This window comes from Anabaena azotica FACHB-119, from assembly GCF_014697625.1.
Classification (GTDB): Bacteria; Cyanobacteriota; Cyanobacteriia; order Cyanobacteriales; family Nostocaceae; genus Trichormus; species Trichormus azoticus_A.
The window spans coordinates 17262-35978 of the sequence record NZ_JACJSG010000044.1 but is presented as its reverse complement, the minus strand read 5'-3'; the positions used below and the strand labels follow the sequence as shown (position 1 = coordinate 35978).

13 protein-coding genes are annotated in these 18717 nt (G+C 41.6%); 11 read left to right on the top strand and 2 right to left on the bottom strand.

Annotated features, from left to right (window positions below; translation table 11 throughout):
- Positions 1-83 precede the first annotated feature (83 nt).
- From H6G83_RS26225 to H6G83_RS26175, 11 genes are read left to right on the top strand one after another with little or no spacing between them, the layout of a single operon-like run.
- Entirely contained in the window at positions 84-3140 is a 3057-nt protein-coding gene (locus H6G83_RS26225) for a helicase HerA domain-containing protein (RefSeq protein WP_190477556.1), read from the top strand.
- Positions 3137-3694: a hypothetical protein gene (locus H6G83_RS26220; protein ID WP_190477463.1), complete on the top strand. Its 558-nt coding sequence runs from the start codon at positions 3137-3139 to the stop codon at positions 3692-3694. Before H6G83_RS26225 ends, H6G83_RS26220 begins: the two co-directional genes overlap by 4 nt.
- Positions 3636-4394, top strand: a complete 759-nt coding sequence (locus H6G83_RS35550) for an AI-2E family transporter (protein WP_242044828.1) — start codon at positions 3636-3638, stop codon at positions 4392-4394. Before H6G83_RS26220 ends, H6G83_RS35550 begins: the two co-directional genes overlap by 59 nt.
- The gene (locus H6G83_RS26210; RefSeq protein ID WP_190477460.1) at positions 4384-5436 is read left to right on the top strand and encodes a type IV secretion system protein; all 1053 of its coding nucleotides are present in this window, start codon (positions 4384-4386) and stop codon (positions 5434-5436) included. Before H6G83_RS35550 ends, H6G83_RS26210 begins: the two co-directional genes overlap by 11 nt.
- Positions 5433-6149, top strand: a complete 717-nt coding sequence (locus H6G83_RS26205; RefSeq protein ID WP_242044827.1) for a hypothetical protein — start codon at positions 5433-5435, stop codon at positions 6147-6149. The genes H6G83_RS26210 and H6G83_RS26205 overlap by 4 nt, the downstream gene beginning before the upstream one ends.
- 4 nt (positions 6150-6153) lie before the next feature.
- Positions 6154-7710, top strand: coding sequence for a TrbI/VirB10 family protein (locus H6G83_RS26200; RefSeq protein ID WP_190477458.1), 1557 nt, complete (start codon positions 6154-6156; stop codon positions 7708-7710).
- A complete protein-coding gene (locus tag H6G83_RS26195; RefSeq protein WP_190477456.1) occupies positions 7707-8798 on the top strand; it encodes a hypothetical protein in 1092 nt (363 codons plus the stop codon). Before H6G83_RS26200 ends, H6G83_RS26195 begins: the two co-directional genes overlap by 4 nt.
- Positions 8798-9997 carry a hypothetical protein gene (locus H6G83_RS26190; RefSeq protein ID WP_190477454.1) on the top strand — a complete coding sequence of 400 codons (1200 nt, stop codon included), beginning with the start codon at positions 8798-8800 and terminating at the stop codon, positions 9995-9997. The genes H6G83_RS26195 and H6G83_RS26190 overlap by 1 nt, the downstream gene beginning before the upstream one ends.
- Positions 9998-9999: 2 nt before the next feature.
- Complete coding sequence (locus H6G83_RS26185) at positions 10000-11847, top strand: type IV secretory system conjugative DNA transfer family protein (RefSeq protein ID WP_190477452.1); 1848 nt, start codon at positions 10000-10002, stop codon at positions 11845-11847.
- Between the two features lie 9 nt (positions 11848-11856).
- Positions 11857-12258 (top strand): hypothetical protein, encoded by a 402-nt coding sequence (locus H6G83_RS26180; protein ID WP_190477450.1) that lies wholly within the window; start codon positions 11857-11859, stop codon positions 12256-12258.
- Entirely contained in the window at positions 12251-13648 is a 1398-nt protein-coding gene (locus tag H6G83_RS26175; protein WP_242044825.1) for a hypothetical protein, read from the top strand. Before H6G83_RS26180 ends, H6G83_RS26175 begins: the two co-directional genes overlap by 8 nt.
- A gap of 2 nt (positions 13649-13650) precedes the next feature.
- On the opposite strand, the gene mobF is transcribed toward H6G83_RS26175, so the two are convergent.
- Both mobF and H6G83_RS26165 read right to left on the bottom strand, forming a co-directional pair.
- Positions 13651-18144 (bottom strand): MobF family relaxase, encoded by a 4494-nt coding sequence (gene mobF / locus H6G83_RS26170; RefSeq protein ID WP_190477448.1) that lies wholly within the window; start codon positions 18142-18144, stop codon positions 13651-13653.
- On the bottom strand, positions 18138-18587 hold the full coding sequence (locus tag H6G83_RS26165) for a hypothetical protein (protein ID WP_242044824.1): 450 nt from the start codon (positions 18585-18587) through the stop codon (positions 18138-18140). The genes mobF and H6G83_RS26165 overlap by 7 nt, the downstream gene beginning before the upstream one ends.
- Between the last annotated feature and the right edge of the window lie 130 nt (positions 18588-18717).

Genomic DNA, 18717 nt, shown 5'->3' with positions numbered 1-18717 from the left:
AAACTCATCCATAATCCCCTTCTTAATAAGGGGATATGGATACTAATGTGCGTGCATATTTCTCAACAACTGCTGAAAGCTCTATGAGAGAAGAAATTAGAAAAGTCAATCAGAGCTTAGGCGAAAGCCCAAAGTTTGGCCCATTTACAGGCAGACAGTTCGTAATTTTCGCTGGCGTATTCTGTCTAGTTTTTGGATTGTTATGTTTAATTATCGGCTTAGATATTTTCTGGGGGTTAGGTTTTGCATTTTGGGCTAGTTTTTCAGTAGCATTACTATCAGGAGATCAACCCCATGTCTACTGGTCGAAAATATATCCAATTGTGCCGAGATGGACAAGAGGATATGCTACTTACACCTCACCACAACTGAAGAAAAGGATAGGGACTAGAAGAGTAAAACTAACACGTTCATCCAAGCCTAAAACTATTAATCCCTTTGAAGATTGGTTAGATTTGACAACAATAGTCAGACTCAAAAAAGACTCCTACACTATTGGAGCTTATCTGCTGAGTAAAAAGAATCTGACCGACAGTAGTAATACCCTGCAACTAATCTTTGGATTTACTTGCACAGGGATTCATCCTGTATTTAACTCAGAGCAAGAAATAGAAGCAGTAGCTAGAGCTTTTGAGAGTGGTTGTAAAGAAATTCCCCAAGGTGAAAAAATCACCTTTAGATGGAGTTCCTTTTGTGATGATAGTGACGCTGAACAGTATTTGATGCAGCGTATCAATAATTCATCTTCTCCAGAGTGCGAATTTCTAGATTGGGGAAGACTAGCCCGGACTCAAAAGCTAACAAAAGAAAGAGCGCGTAAGGACATCAAACTAAACATTTACTGTTCATTCACAGTCACATCAGAAGCCTTAGAAACCTCAGACCCAGTAGATAAGTTCCTGGTGAAATTAGCTAACTTCTTACAAAGGAGATTTACAGATTCAGGGATTAATCAACTAACTAAAAAGCGATTTACGCAAATCTTAACGAAAGCCCTAGAAGCCTCATTAAGATACCAGCAAATTCTGACAGAGATGGGGTTAACTCCCCAACCCAAAACCGATAAGGATTTATGGCGAGAACTTTGTAAAAACATCGGAGCCAAAACCGTAATCGCTCCTCATACCCTGGTGTTTGATGAGCAAGGTGTCAGAGAAGAAATTGACGAAAAAGCAGTATTTGATAAGCCAATCGAAATTATCAACCAGCCGCACTTAAGTTCAATCATATTGAACAATGGTGTACCGTTTGCAGATAAGCGTTGGGTATGCCTACCAACAGGAGATGATAAGAAATTTGTGGGAGTGATGGTACTGACCCGCAAACCAGAAATTTTTGCATCCACCAAACATCAAATTCGGTTCTTGTGGGATTTATTCTCACGCAACAACATTTTTGATGTGGAAGTAATCACAGAATTTTCCCCGGCTGACCGAGGAATAACCCGTGCAGCCCAGCAAATGATTACAAAACGCTCCAGGGCATTGGACATAAATGTGCAGCAGAAAAAATCAATAGATGTTTCTGCCCAAATCAATGTTGAGCGTTCAGTGGAGGCACAAAGACAACTGTACACAGGAGATGTACCACTAAATTTGAGTTTGGTAGTGTTGGTTTACCGCAACACACCAGAAGAAATAGATGATGCCTGCCGATTAATTTCAGGTTATATTTCACAACCAACAGAGCTTACCCGTGAAGTGGAATATGCTTGGCTAATATGGTTGCAAACCTTGCTAATTAGGTTAGAACCAATTTTGCTACGCCCATACAATCGGCGGGTAACATTTTTCGCCAGTGAAATCTTAGGACTGACCAATATAGTGCAGAACAGTCCCGCAGATGAGCAAGGATTTGAGTTAATCGCCGATGAGAGTGATTCACCCCTTCAGCTTGACTTATCAAAAACTAAAAATCTGCTAATTCTGGGTACAACAGGCTCAGGTAAATCAGTTTTGGTATCATCCATCATAGGCGAGTGCCAAGCTCAAGATATGAGCGTTTTAATGATTGACCTGCCCAATGATGACGGAACAGGTACATTTGGCGACTACACGCCCTATCACAACGGCTTTTACTTTGATATTTCCAAGGAATCTAATAACTTAGTGCAGCCCTTGGACTTATCAAAAATCCCTCCAGAGCAATGGGAAGATAGACTTCAAGCCCACAGAAATGACGTGAACTTGATTGTTCTTCAGTTGGTATTGGGTTCTCAAACATTTGATGGTTTCCTATCTCAAACAATCGAGTCCTTAATCCCACTGGGAACAAAAGCCTTTTATGATCATCCCGATATTCAACAGCGCTTTGCTAAGGCCAAGAAAGAAGGGTTAGGTTCGGTAGCTTGGGACGATACACCTACCCTGGCAGACATGGAACACTTCTTTACCAAAGAGCATATTAGCCTGGGCTATGAGGATGAAAATGTTGACCGAGCGCTGAACTACATCCGTTTGCGTTTTCAATATTGGAGAAATAGCAGTATAGGGAATGCCATCTGCCGTCCGTCCACCTTTGATACCGATGCCAAGCTGATTACCTTCGCTTTGACGAACTTACAGTCAAGTAAAGATGCTGAAGTGTTTGGGATGTCTGCATATATCGCTGCATCCCGCCAATCTCTATCAGCACCCAATAGCGTTTTCTTCATGGATGAAGCTAGTGTATTGTTGCGGTTCGCGGCGTTATCCAGATTAGTAGGGCGTAAATGTGCCACTGCCCGTAAAGGCGGCTGTCGGGTGATGCTGGCAGCGCAAGATATTCTTTCCATCGCCAATTCAGAAGCTGGGGAGCAGATTTTACAGAATATGCCCTGCCGTTTGATTGGGCGGATAGTTCCTGGGGCGGCTAAAAGCTTTACCGAACATCTAGGAATCCCCAAAGAGATTATTGATAAAAATGAAAGTTTTCGTCCCAATATCAAACAGATATACACGCTGTGGTTGCTGGATTACAACAATAAGTATGTTCGCTGCCGTTACTATCCTTCCTATGCAATGTTGGCGTTAGTTGCTAATAGCAGAGAAGAACAAGCAGCCCGTGACAGATTTAAAACAATGTACCCTGACAAATTCAAATGGGTAGCCGCATTTGCTAACTACTATGTGGAATGTATTAAGCAAGGTAAGCCTTTATGAGAAAGTTAGAAATTGCCACTGGATTTGCACAGTATAAAGTCTTGTTAGCGATTTTAGGAATTTTAGCAGCAGGGCTATCATTTGAAGTCTGGAAATGGAATAAAGAACGGTATGAAAAATATATTGCCGAGAAAGTACAAGCTTGTCAGCAATCTATAGAAGATGCCAGTAATGATGTATTAAGTAATCGGTTTTTAAAATCTAATTACTATGCTGGTCTAATGCAGCAGCAATCTAAATTTAAGTTGAAACAGCCCGGAATTAATACTGAATTTAAAGCCAATAAGGAATACATTTTAATGTATTCTCAGCCAGCATCTGTAATACCAAATAATCCCAGATATGAAGGTAGTTTGTTTGAAAGGCTGTCAAAGGAAACTGATAAACAGCCTCCAGCCCCAATAATAGTTACTGGTAAGAAAATATTAGGAAATAAAGTAGAGGTAGTATCTGCTTGCTCTCCTGCATCTTTTACAGTTTCATCGGAGAATTTATATGAAGTTACTCAGCCAATTGATATTACTCCCTATCTCCCGCCGTTTAGCAGCTTTTAGTAGTTTAGTAGTTCTGTTTATATTGTTGTCAGCCTTACCTGCTAAGGCAGGGTCTTCTTTTTTGGATCAACTTCAGCAAACGGTTGCTAGCTTAAAGACCTATATTGAGCAACAAAAACAAGAATTTAGCCAGCAGTGGAAAGAATTGAATGGAGATTTAAGCGACGCTATCAGTTCTACAGTAGGAGATTTAGGAATACCTGACCCTTTAAAGGCAGGTAAAAAAGTTAAGGTAATTATTCAACAGCAAGATACTGATTTAGTTCAAACTGATTCCCAAACTCAAGGTGAAGATGCCGAGAGAAACTGGCATCAATCTTATAGTTATGGTCTGTCTCAATCAGTTTTAGGTAAAGAAGGACAAAAAACTCAAGCACAAGAAGCCGAAATGAGTAATGAAGCTTTAGGAACTTCATCTAATAATGCTGAAGCGGTACAAAATGATGTCATTACTCAAGACATTTTAAAAAAGATGGCAGTACAGAATTTGCAAACAACGATTATTACAAAATCAATTCACAGTGAGGCGCAAAAACAGACGAGAGCTTTATCAGCAGCTAATATAAACTTAAGTGATATTTCTAGTAGGTTAGACGAACAAGCTAGAAAAGAACAAGCTAATAGTAATTCTAGTGCCAAACAAATTATAGGCACGGCTGCTTTCGCTGATGCTTTTTGGGAACAGAACAATGCTAAATAATTTAACTAATTTCTTGTATTTATTAGAAGTAACTGGAGATACAAATGCTGAAGATATAGTTGATGGTGCTATTAATGGCTCTCGCATGGTTGTATCTTCATTTAATCAAGACTGGCAAGATTTAGCAAACGGTCAAAGCGAGGTTTTTAAAGCAGTAGTAGCTGTTTCTGCTTTATGTGGAGTTGTGTTTGTCTCCTTCTGGTCTATTAGTTGGTACTCTAGGTTAACTCAGGAAGGGTTTAGTAATGAAATTCTCACTGAAATGGTCTATCCATTGTTAGTCTGTCTGATGCTAACAGTTAATAATGGACATTTACTCGCTAGTACATCTTTGATGTTTCGTAATGTAGCAGTTGGGTTAAATGACAAAGTATTAAGTATTACGCGAAACGGCATTACTTTGAGAGATGCTATTCGTACTACTAATATGGATCAGGCATTTGCACTTTCAGCCCAAGCGCAAATGCAAGAGTGCGAAAAAAAACCAACAAGTGGAAAAGACACACAAGGCAACCCGATAAATCCACGGGAATTATGTCAGAAGGAGAAAGCTGATCAAATTAAGGAACAAGCTCAAAAATACAAAGATAAATATGGCTTACCTTCCTATTCCAATAGCTGGAATCCTTTAGATATAGCTGGGCAAACTATTAACTCAATGGTGCAAGCCCTATCATGGATTATATTTAGTGGATTACAAGCAGCATTTCAATACACTGTGCAAGTAGCATTTTTGATGAATGCCTACATCGCACCCATCTTTCTAGTGCTGTCACTTTTCCCCTTTGGAGCTAAACCTATCTATGCTTGGGTATCAGGATGGTTAGCTTTGACTTTGGTGTTAATGTCGTACTCCATCGTTTGTGGAATTGCTGCTAGTGCAATCGTCAATGCTAGTAACAATAACCCCTTGTTCTTACAACTAATAGAAGCAATTCTCTCGCCAATTCTGGCATTAGCAATGGGTGCAGGGGGAGGGATGGCAGCTTTTTCCTGTTTCTCTAGTAGTGGCAGGTTAATCTCAGGGAGGATATTCAGATGAGATTACTTGATAAAAAAGAAATAAATTTTGCTCCCTTACTATCAATAGGACAGACCATAGTTTTAATATTTATTTTTTTCATAAGTCTAGCTAATTCGGGTAGATTAGGGAAAATTGCCAGCAGCAAACCAACTCTAGTTGAGTTACAGGATGGAACATCTATTAGAGCCATTCCCATTGGAGAAAAAGAGCGTACTGACCAAGCAATTATGGATTTCGTAGGTCGGACAATGATGAATTTAATGAGTTGGAACGCTCTACCAAAATCATCAGATGAAAATTTAGACCCAAGAAAGCTAAAACTTGACCCTGGTGTGCAGATAGCCGAGAAGAAACTAACCACAAATACTTGGGGTGCAGGATTTGCATTATCAGAAGATTTTCGCGCTAGTTTCTTACGAGAAATAGCAGCATTAACCCCATCTGATGTATTTACAGGTGATACACAATCAGCCTTATTAGTGCGTTATCTGTCACCTCCTGAGAAAATATCAGAAGGGAAATGGCGAATAGGTATGGTAGCCAATTTGGTGGTATTTAAAGGCAAAGACCAGTCAGGTAATGCAATTTCATTTAATAAGACTGTTTACGTTAGAGCAATTGATACTCCACCATTACCAAATAATCCTTCAGTACAACTTTTAGCTGCTTATAACGCGCGAAAAGCAGGAATGGAAATATATCGTATTCAAGACTTAGATTTAGGAAGGTAGCTTTATGTCGAATAAAGTTGTAGAGCAGCCTAATTCTAAAGCTACTACCAATGATGGCAATCGTAGCCAAGAATTTGCTCAAATGAATGGGGTAGAGATTAAAGCTGATTCAACAACATCACCAGAATCAACAGCTAAGGAGCTACAAAGTGAACCAGAAGAAGTTGTCACTACTCGTCCTGTAGCTGGACATCCTTTGTTAAAAGGACTAACAATCTCCGGTGGAGTTTTGCTGTTAGTCATCAGTTTTAGTGCGATGATTGGCACACTAACGGGAGCTTTAAATTCACCCAGCAATAATCAAAGTGAACAAAACACAAAAACTACTCCAGAAGTTAAACCAGATAATGAAGAAAACGAAAAGGGAGAGCTAAAAACAGCGATCGCTATCACATCTCAAAAAGGTGAATTGCAAGCGATCGCCAAAAAAGATAATGGAGATGTATCATCTACCCCATCCCCTACCCCATCGCCAACAACTACTGCTACAACTGCCGTTACTGTCAAAGCTGTACCAGTACAAAGGCAACCAACAACTTATCAAGCGCCACCACCGCCGCCTACACCCATTACTAGATCAACTGGAACCTATCAGGTTGCTTCTAACCCACCGACTAGACAACAGTTTTCTCCGGCCCCTATCCCTTCATCCCCTACTCCTCAACCTAAACCTGTAGCTATCAAACCTAACGTTAGCAATTCCCAGCCATTACCTTCAGTAAGAACTAGCCCCAAAGACCCGATGCAGGAATGGTTAGCAGCAGCAAATGTGGGCAATTACTCTTCCAGTGACTCTAGCAGCAGTGAATCAAACTATGAACAACCAGATTTGAAAAATGCCCAAGTAGAGGGAGGTTCAGGAGTTAGGTCAGTCAGTGCTTCTCAGACCAATCAAAATTCGCCCACATCACAGACTAACTATGATGGCAAGCGGGTTTTAGTCGGCACTCGTGCCGCAGGGGTGATGGAAACTCCCGTTGCTTGGCTAGGTAGCAATGTCAGTAATCAGCAAGGGCAGAATTGTTTAATTAGACTGTCGCAACCATTGAAAGCATTCGATGGAGAGGAAGTATTACCCAAGGGTTCTTATATTGTTGCTGTTGTTAACCCAAGTAATTCAGAAATAGCCCAAATGACGGCGGTGGCTGCACTGGTTAATAATGGCAGCACAACACAAGAGAAACAATTGCCTGCAAATTCTATTTTGATATTAGGTAAGAACGGCAATTTACTCAAAGCCCAATCGCGTAAAGGTGGGGAGAATTTGGGTTCTTCACTAATGGCATCCTTGCTATCTGGCTTATCCAAAGTAGCGGAAATTCAAAATCGAGCTAATTCCGAAACGACAATTAGTTCACTCGGTACAACTACTACCACCACAAATAACGGTGAAAAAAATTTAGTAGCTGGTTTTGCTGAAGGTAGCATCAATGAAATCTTAGAAAGAATGAAAAACTCAAACGAGCGTCAAATACAAGGGCTACAGCAACAACAACAAGTCTTTGTAATTGAAGCAGGTCAGCAAGTACAAGTTTTTGTAAATCAGTCCATCTCGATATGAAAAGTTTAGCTGTTTTACTGGCAACTACATTAGTTATTGGTAGTAATGTCGGCATATCTTTAGCATTACCACCAGCCAGAAATGTATATTCACAGGACGCTCAAGGAAGCAATAGTAGAGGGATTGATTTAAAAGTTTGGAGTGGTTACGGACTAACCATTAACTTTATCCCTACAGGTGAAATAATCAAGCAAGTGTGGCTTGGAGATCCGTCACGTTTCGCTCTGACTTCCAACGGTAATTTGTGTCAACGTGGTGCATCAAATGATGAGAATTGTGGGACTGGTGGAGCTACAGTCTTATTTTTGAGGCAGATAAAACCGATTAATTTCCCTGCTCTAACTGCCAGCAAAGATGGCAGCACAGTAATTACAGTGATTACTGTTAGTGCAGAAGGACAAAAGCAGTACCAATTTAAGTTGACCCCGGCTGGAGGTAGCCCAGACTATACAACTCTAATTATTAAGCCAGATTCAGAGAAGCCAACACCTGTGTTAGTTGAAAAGCCACCTGTCACCCAAATCAGTTCTCTACCAACTCAAAGTTATCAGGTAAGGGCTGGTTCTGGTAATGGGAGCAGGGGAGCAGGGGAGCAGAGGGGCAGAGGAGCGGAGGAGCAGAGGAGCAGGGGGGCAGAGGAGCAGAGGAGTAGGGGGGCAGGGGAGCAGAGGAGCAGGGGGGCAGAGGAGCGGAGGAGTAGGGGATCTCAACAAGCCATTAATAATAACTTGATTAATTCCTCAAACTCAAGAGTATCGGCAATTTCCACAAGTAAACCCAACGAAAATTTATCCCAGCAAACTAATAATAACCCTGTAGAAAGAACCCCTGAAAACAAGGTAAATCTATCAACTACTAACTCTTTACAAGTAGGGACTTCATTAAAAAGAAATGATGCAAATGCCCTAGCTTATGGACTAGGACTAGCAGTTAATAACGGTGTAATTAAACCTAAGTCTGGAGAATGGCGTAAAGCACAAGATACCATCCGTTTACTCAGAAGAGGTAAAACTAGGGTCGAGGCTATTAGATTATCAGGTATTCCCCAAGAACTATTCAATAAATTAATTGAGTGGGGGCAAAACTAATGATTTTAAAAAAAACTGTTTTCTCAATAGTATCTACATCTTTAATTGCTGCATCATTGTTAGAATTACCAATAGCAGCAGTAGCAGAAATTCCCACAGTAACTTACACATCAGGTAAATACCAATTAAAATCTCCTGATTGGTCAAAAATAAACTGGAGTAGTTTAGATCCACTAACTGAGCCTGGATACCTCAATGTATCCCCAGAGATTGCTGCTAAATTAGGCTATAATCCCTCCCGTTCATGGTCAGCCGGACAGAATATTGACTCTGTAGTTATGTTGGGAGACGTGGATGAAGCTTTTGCTCAAAGCGAATTTACTCTAGATGATATATTTAGCAGAGGAGTCAGCCAAAATTCCCCAACAACATTAAAAGATTTTGGTTTAATAAAATGGCAAAACATAGGGTCTTTAGTCAAGGCAATTCCTAATTTAAAAAATATCAATGTTGACAGAATTAAGCCAATTCAAGACTTACTGAGAAGTAAGGGAATTTTTACAGGAGCTACACTTGGAGAAATCTTATATTCCTATCCCCAAGCCAGTAAACTTTCATTAAGCCAACTAGATTTAAGCAAATATCCATTAAGCTCAATTCCCAGATTAACAAAAACCAAAATTAATAAATTTCTCAATTGGCAGCAAAGCTTTATTAATCAAGTACCAGGATTAAACAAAGTACCTTTTGATAAAATGCCTCAGCCAATAAATTCTGGTCTGGATGTAGTGGGTATAGCCTCTGTGGTTTTAGGGAAATCGGAACGTGGAGATTCCAGGGCAAGAGAGAATTATTTCGTGTCTGGCAAAGTCACCCGTGCCAACAAAACTGTTGTTGTCGCCTGTGGAGTGGGTCAAGAGTGTCCTTACTTAGAACTGGGGGATGTCGCGGGGACACAAGGCAACCTCTACGGTAAACGTTGGGCTTCTGGTTCTTCACAGCAAGTAGATGGCGGTTTTGGGATATTACAGCGTGTCAACGGCGGTAAAGAACCAACAGGTAGGTTGGTTTATGGTTCAGGTTTCAAAGTTGTCCTTACTGGTGTAAACGAGTCTACGGGTACAGCTAACTTTGGGCTATTCTTTCGTATCTGCATGAACTTCTTCTTAGGCGGAAAATCCTGTACACCCTATTTTATTGGGCCAGTCCCTTGGGTTCCAGTTAGAGAAAATGATTTAGTCATTCTAGGGAGGGGGTGAACATGACGGCAACATCTACAACAACCGTCATCAGGGATGGGGGAGGTGTGCAGCCGGGGAAGCTGGGGAAGAATTTGACAAAGGAATCTTCCTCAGCCTCAACAGATTCTCTAGCCCACGATATCGTTCCCCAAAACTTTTACGATGCCTTCTTCTCCCCAATGGGTTTGGCATTACTTGTAAGTGTTGGTGCATTGATGTTAGCCAAGTCGATGGAAGGGCGAGGGGCATCAAACAAGTTAGCACGGGCGCGATGGGCAGGGAGTAGGGAGAAAACAGCAGCTCGTAAGCTGGCCTGTAAACAGATTACTGAACGCAGACATAACAGAGTAGCTTTATATATAGGTACACCCAAAGGTACTAAATTCCAAGTTGTTGGCAACAAACGCATTACCAACATTCCAGAAGATAAAAACAGGCTTTATTTCCCAGATGGGCAGCGTGGTATTTTAGTTACTGGAAGTGGGGGGTCTGGTAAAACCTTCTCCATGATTAATCCTCTGATACGTTCCGCCATTGACCAGGGGCTACCAATAATTATCTACGATTACAAATATTGTCATCAGGAGTCAGAAAAAGCAGAAGCCAAAGGACAAGCGCCCAAGCTGGCAGGTTATGCAGCAGAGCGTGGTTATGAAGTAACAATACTGTCTCCAGGCTTTCCAGAGTCAGGGGTAGCAAATCCCCTCGATTTCCTCCGCAGTCCGACTGATGCGGAAATGGCACGTCAATTAGCCATCGTCCTGAACCGTAATTTTAAGCTAACAAGTGGCGACTCTTCCGATAGCGGGTTTTTTGCGAATGCAGGAGATCAGTTGGCACAGGCTATTTTTATGCTGGCACGCGGTACAAGCTTCCCGGACATTATGATGTGCCATCAACTTCTCAGTTTACCCAGGCTGATTGACCGCATTCAGCAAGCAGACCTAAATCCTTGGGTAAAAGTTGCCTTTGATCAATTCTTATCTGTAGCTGGTAGTCCAGAAACAGCCTCTAGCATTGTGGGTACAACAAGCGGGTTGTTTACTCGCTTTATGACCCCATCAACCTTGTCCGCGTTCTGTGGAAAAACAAATATCCCCTTGGACTTGACAGGACGGAAGATGGTTATCTTCGGTATGGACAAAGAAAAACGGGATGTCATAGCCCCACTGTTAGTTTCCATTCTGCATCTTTTAGTAAGTCGAAATGTTGCTAAAAAAAGAACTGAACCCCTAGTTTTAGCATTAGATGAATTACCTACTTTGTATCTTCCTGCTTTAGTAGATTGGCTGAATCAAAACCGCGAAGATGGTTTAGTTTCTATCTTGGGTTTCCAGAATATTTCACAGCTTGAAAAAGCATATTCAGAGGAAGTTGCTAACGCTATTTTTGGTGGTTGTGCAACAAAAGCCTTTTTTAATCCGCAAGATGATGTAGCTGCCCAAAGGTTTAGTAACTTTTTAGGAGATGAACAAATTAAGCATAAAGAACGTTCTCGTACCTCTGGCGGTAAAGGAGGAGCCAGTACATCTTTATCTGAGCAAAACAGCACTAGGAACCTGTTTGAAATCAATCAGTTTAACTCGTTACCAGAAGGTAGAGCCATAATTGTTAGCCCTGGATTTAGAGGAGGTAGAGAGGTAGGGCTACCGCTATTAGAACAAATTCAAATTCCCAAAGCCGATAAAGATTCCGAAGTAGAGAGCGTAGAGAAATGGTACAAATTACAGCAAAAATTCATAGCTCAATCAACATTGAGAGAGCCATCTGGTGAAGAATTGGAAATCAGAAGATTAGAAGCCGAAAGGTTATTGCCTTTGGTAGAAGAAAAAGAAGAAGCTGAGAAGATTATGCAGAATGAAATTTAGGAGGAGAAGATGAATAAGTTTTCCGATTATGAATTGGGTCTTTTAGCTAAACTACCGCTAGATATTGTCGCCTTAGCTAATGAACATCGAATTGATATTATGAACGCGGCTGAATTTTGGGATGAACCACCATTCCCCGACAACTATATCCCAGAAATGATTGAAATCTATTACGGCAATACCCCCAGTCCTCATGTGTTTATTTTCAATGGAATACTAGAGGACTATAGGCTGGATGATTTAGACGTTAATACAAAGTCTATTGCTGTGCAGATTGATGACCAATGGGCTTATATCCAAATAGAAGGTCAAGAAATTCTTAATCGATTAGGTGGAGTGATTTTACCAGATTTAGTGATTGAACCAACTGCATTGTTAAATTCTGTTTTACAGGTAGAGAATCATGGATGAAATTAAAGCCGAGAGTAAACAGATACAGCAAGATTATCTAGAAATCCTTAATGATATCTTGCAAAAAGTTATGGAGAAAGGACAGTTTCAAGGAGCAGATGCCAATAAAGATATATCAATTTTTGTCGGGAAACAACTCCAATATAAAGGTAATCCTCATGGGGAAGTATCTGTAAATCTGGTCAACTCAGATTTAGTAGAGCAGTTGCAAAAAGCTATCAATTCTCCTCAAGAACTGAAAGGTTCTGTCCGAATTATGATTGGTAAGGACAAGGCTTTTCATGTTAAAGACGGGAAAGTTATAACAGATAAGCTGGAACTAGCTACTAAGACGGCTCAAAACTTAACTAATAGCCAAACTAAGAATGTCGCTAAATCTCCTCAGAAATCACCAGTTAGTATCAAGGATTTACAAAGTCAAGTTGATACTTTACAGCGACAGGTTGAATCACAACAGAAAGTAATTGATAATTTCAATAATCAGCAACAGAAATCTCCAGAAGAGATTAATGCACTATTAACTGAATTTAACAACCTCAAGGCTGCTTTTGATACACAGCAGAGAACAATTGAGCAGTTACAGAAAGGGTTGGCGGCGGTTAATAGTCGTAATAATCCTCATGTACAGAACCAATCTTTAAAAGACTGGATAGGTAAACTCGAAACTAATGTCAAAAAATCTGCCCAAGGCTTGTATGAGCAAGTTAAATCTAGTTTAACTCCAAAAATAGAGGAAATTAAGACACAAATTCAATCAGCACTGACCCCAAAGATGGATAAAATTAAGGCTCAACTAGACAGTCAGATTGAGTCTCTAAAAACTGAAATGCAATCTCAAATGGAGGCGATGAAAAATGATTTGAAAACACAAGCCGATGTTGTCAAAACTGGTATTAGTGAAGTTAAGGAGCTTGTACATAATGAAATTCAGCAGGGTGTAGAACGTCATCAAGGCGCTTTAGGTGCTGTTAGTAGCAAAATCACTGAAGAAGTAAATACAGTTCACAAGCAAGTAACTCAAGCTGTTGGAGATATAAATTCTGCACTCAATCATACTGTTAAGCAGAACTATGAGAAGGTAACAAATAGTGTGATGGAGGCTAAAGGGAAAGCCATTGCTAAAAGTGTTGACTCCATGCTGCGTCTTTTTGGTCAAACAAACGCAGATGGTTCAATGACTTATGAAAGTAAAAGTTTTCGCTTTCATCAGCAAGGAAGTAATCTTTCGATTACGGCTAAAGATGGTAGACCTGTTATGGTAGAAGGTGACTTAACAACTGCTGCAACAGAAAGCGATGTTGAATCTCTCAACAAAGTAGAAGCTGTTGTTCATAATTATTTGAAACCCAAAGCACCAACTCATTCACAATCATCAAAACTAAGACGCTAATTTTATCTCCTAAAACCTCGTCTCGGTTGTGGAGATGGTTGACGGGAAATAGTCAATTTAGCTTTAACTTCTCGTTCTCTCTGTTTTTGTGTCTCTTTAATGGTTGTTAAACGCTCTTGTAATTGAGGAGTTTTAAGTAAATTATAAATGGTACTCATCTCTATAGTTTTCGGTTCCCTCTTCCAGGTTTCATGCTTTTGAACCTGGATTTCCCATTGGGATATATCTGATTCTAGTTGCTGTTTCTGAGTAAATAATTCTTTGATAGTGCCGATAGTTTCTAATTGCTGATTTAGCATTAACTCATACTTATTACTCAACTGATGAAGCGGAATAAGCTCCATTTTTCTGATAGCTTTCTCTTGTTGGGTGTGTTTTATCCATAAGCTATCAATTTGTTGTTGTAATTGGCTAATTTGACTTTCAATAGTTTGCCTATCAATTGGAGGCGGAACTTGTGCTACTGTCTCTGAAAAATATTCCTTAACAGCTTGTTCTAAATACAGTAGCTCTTGGTTAGTCAGTCCATCGATTACTTTCTTAAATGCTGATTGGGTCAGTTGACCAGAAAAACGTTCTTGAAGTCGTTGTTTTCGTTCAAAGTCGCTCAATTTTTTAGGTGGTGCTGGCGGCGTATGTCGTTGTTGATTATTGTTATCTCGCCATGCTTTGAGGGTTGATGCTTCGTAATATACCTTCTCGTATGCCAGTGGCCCCTGAGACACAATCAAATCATCAACACCTTTATCTGGCCCTGGCAAAGTTACCACTTTGACCTTAGCTCCCTGTTCCTCCAGTAGCCCACCAGTACGTGAGATTGCAATCTCTATGTTCTGCTTCGTTTCCGGTCGCGTCTCGTAATCAAAGCAGAAAGTACACTCGCGTCCTGGTGTGGCGAAAACAGCTAACTCGTCCATGAGTCTAGCTTTCACCTTTTCCCCTAACTCATCCTTACTGCGATAACCAGCATAAATTCCGGGTAGTCCAATTGCAGCATGACCTTGGCTTAACAGACTGGCTGCTTTCTTGGCTCCCTCAGTGATCGTGACTGGTAGATTATGTTTCCAAACACAATACCAAAATCCAGAGGCGCGATCAGCTACGCTGGGCGTTCCGCCATCGCTTTCGCTTGGCTGTACCCCATGTTTTTCATAGATACGGTCTGCTACCTCATCCGGTACATCAAGCAAGAAAATACTAAGTTCAGTTTTGGGCGGATGCTCATATTTGATGAATTTGCCGGGCTTATCCGCTTTTTCTCTGGGATTGTTAGGTTTGTAGCATCCCCACAATGTTCTATCAGGTTTATCTCCAGGCTGTAAGTTAGCAAAAGACTTGGGATTAACGCCAGCATCACACCACCAGCCGCCATCTTCAATATGAGTATACTTACTCATGATTCCCGACGATAATCTACCTGTGTTCGTGCGTGGCAGATGCTCACTGTACATGAGGTATTCCCAAGCCTCATGTTCCCAATCTCTAGTTTGGTGCAGACTTTTAAAGTTACGGGTAGCAATTAGAGGGTGAATGGCACTACCAAACACCAGTTCTCGCCAGTGTTGGGAGTCTAGTTGTTCAGGTACTTCAGCCACATGATCTGGAGTCCAGAATGCTACTGTAAGCTGTGCTGCTTTAGGGACTGGTTTCTTAATAACAGGTTTGGGAGTAGAAGTAGGCAGAGGGGCAGAATTGGGCAGAGGGGCAGAGGGGTAGGGGGGCAGAGGGGAGGAATTAGGCTCTGGGGCAGAGGGGTAGGGGGGCAGAGGGGGGGAATTAGTATAAGATTTCTCCTCTGCTCCTCTGCTCCCCTGCTCCCCTGCTCCTCCGCTCCCCCGCTCCCCTGCTCCTCCGCTCCTCCGCTCCTCCGCTCCTGGGCTTCGCGGTTCCTTCGCTACAATTGCAGCAGATGTAACCATTTCTTTCTCTAGTTTTGACTGGCGTTGCTTCTCTAATTCTTTCTGCCGTAGTAGCGCCAGTGCATTTTCCTTAGCCCTACTTGACTGCGCCAGGGCTAGTAAATCGTCTTTATTTTCCGTGTACAGTTTTAATTCATACCTAGCACGGCTAACCGCAACATAAAAACTTTCTTGCCCAATAGTGTAATCCGCCGCTATCAGCACTCGGTCTGCCGTTTTGCCCTGGCTGCTGTACGTAGTGCTGACTGTTGCATAATCCAGGTGTTGGGCTTGTTGTAAGTTGATAAATTCAGTTTGACCGCTATCTAAATACTCGATTTGAGCATTAGAACCAGCAATGGCCTTAACTACAAACTCCTGACCGTTGCGTCGTCCTAATTGACGATCATTTTTTGTCCAGCGTAGGCGATCGCCCTCGGCAATTTCAATATTTTGACGGTGGTAAACTGCTTTATTAAAACCTGTATCTACTTGAAAGTGTCGCCCATCAGGAGCTTCGAGCCTTAGCCCGTCACCATCCTTACCCACCACTTCATAAAGTTGACCTTTCTCCAGCCCCCGGCGTTTGTAACTACGAGTTGGCATGACCATATCACCCAACTCAAAGTTGTGGCTGTAGCGCATTTGTACCGATGTGAGGTCTTTGGCTTGCAGTTGGGTGATAGTGGTCGCAGTCCCTAAACTACCTTCAGTTCTCAAATGCTCCCGAATCGCTTGTGTAATTGCCAAACGCTCCTTATTGGTTCCCGCTAATACTAGGGTTCGCGCTCGTTGTTCGGGTGTGGCTGTTACATACTCATCGGCGATCGCCGCAATTTTGGATTCTGCCGTTACAGTCTCAATACAACCGTTTTCATCCAAACGGTTAAATCCTTCCTCAATTTGACCATCAGCAATCAAGTCTACTGCCAATTTTAGTTTCGGCGCACGTTGTCTATTCGATTCGTTTAAGTAGCTAGTCTTAATTCCCGCCTGTTGCAGAGATTTAAACGGGTTGCCAGCTTCTACGGCTGATAACTGTTTTGTGTCCCCCACTAACAAAACTCTGGCTTGCAGTTGGGCTGCTCGTTCTAAAAGGGCAAGGGCATCTTTAGCACTGAGTAACCCTGCTTCATCCACTACCCAAATTTGATTCAATTCAATCTCTTGGGGCGGTTCAGACACCAGTAATCTAGCAACAGTCTCAGCTTGAACATCTAACTCTTGACTCAGGACTTTAGCGGCCATCGAACTGGGGGCAAACCCTTTAATGGTGTAGCCCGATGCGGCGGCGATCGCTTTTAACTCCTTGAGAGCGAAAGTTTTACCAGCACCGGCTACCCCCTGCCATGCGGTAAATTGGTCTGTTGTGGTTGCTGTTGTTAGTACCGCTCGACGCTGATCCGGGTTTAAAGCAGTTGTTTCCAAATGGTTTTCAACTACTTCCGGGTGGGCCAGTGGACTAACTTTACCTTGCCCAGACTGCATTAAGTTAATGGTTGCCAATTCCCGGTTGACTGCTGCCAATGTGGTAAAGTCGCGCTTTTGGGAAGATAGGCTTAGTAATTCAGGATTGGTTTGCACTATCGGCTCAATTTGGCTGACATCCGTTGCTAAACCTTGATTAAGAATGAATTTCTCCAAATCTTCCTGGGTAAAAGCTACATTTCTTTCTGAGCAGTGAGCGATCGCCGAATCTAAATTTTCATAACTCACTAACCGGGGTTGTAGCAGAGGTTGCGCCTCTTGCGGTTGTACAAACTTGACACCTAATGCCGCCGCTTCCTCTCGCCACTTGGCTTTCAATTCCGTAGGGTTAATTTTCTGCTTGATGTTACGAGTAGCAGTCCAAGCCGCTTCACGCTCTGCCCAAGTTGCGTTTTCTCCAGCCGCACTTAATATCTGCTGCCGTCGTTTAGAAAACTCTTTTAAATCCTCATCTCGAAAGCCTTTAATCTCAAACTGCCCGTGTTCTCTTGCTTTTACCTCGTAACCTAGCTTTTGTACTTCGAGAGCTAGGTAATTCTGGTACACCATGCCCAGAAATTTCTTATTTTTGAAAATTTCATCATTGAAAAGACTATACCATTGACCACTTTCAAGCTGCGTCATATTCATGACCAAAGCATGGGTGTGGAGATGTGGGTCTAGTTCCCTGGTTTCGATATGGTCAAACTCGGCGATGACTAAGTTATTAGTTGGGAGTAGTTCTTGCCCTTTCTCAGTTGTGGCTCTGGTGTAGCTATAGCGTTCTTCAATCAGTTGTAAAGTCTTCTCTACTGCTAACCCATGAGCAGTAATCAGCCTTTCATCCCCACCCACTAACGCTTGTAGGCTGACACTCTTGGGTGCAGAGAATGTAAAGTCTGTAGCTGCCCGACGTTGCGACGAGTTCAACTTTCTAGCACATAAAGGTTGACTACCATCAGGTGACAACCCATTGACAATGTTGAAAAAGGTTTCTTGGTCATCCACGGCTCCTGACAATCCTAATTTCTTCGCACCTTTACCAGACCAGCGTGAAGCACCTTCTTGGTAATACCCTTCCATGAAGTAATGTACTGCTTGCTGTGGTTCTGTGTTCTTTCCTGTTAACATCCTCTGTTCCTTTCGTAGAATGTCAGGTTCAAAGGTTGAAAGATTTCAGGTATTTGCTGAGGATTGCTGATGATAAATTCAAGTTCTACATCTGTATAATTGTTGAGCTTGTTTATTAAGTTTTCAAAGTGCATTGCATCAACACACCATACTTTAAATGATGCGTAATGGTTGGGCTTTAGCTCATAAAAGAATTTTTCACTCTTGGGTAGTTCTTGAAATATTCCCACTGCCTGTTCATGATATTTACAAAAATTAAAGCCCACCCAATTGACTTGTTGTAAATCAGCTACCCGAATCACCACATCAGCAGAAGATTGCTTTCTGGATGATGCCTGACTACTCCAGTAACACCTATTCTTCCAATAACACATCGACATCATTTGATGCGCTTGAGTCTTTAAAAGCGTTGGAGTTACTTTCTGTAGTATTGGGTAATTCAAATCTTTGTATTAGTTAATAAAAAATTTTTCTGCCCAAATAAATTTTAAAACAAGTGCTTTTTTCTGGCAAAACTTTTTTGCGTACTGTGCGAAAAGTTGATTTTTTGGGGCTGACATGGTTTTCACATAA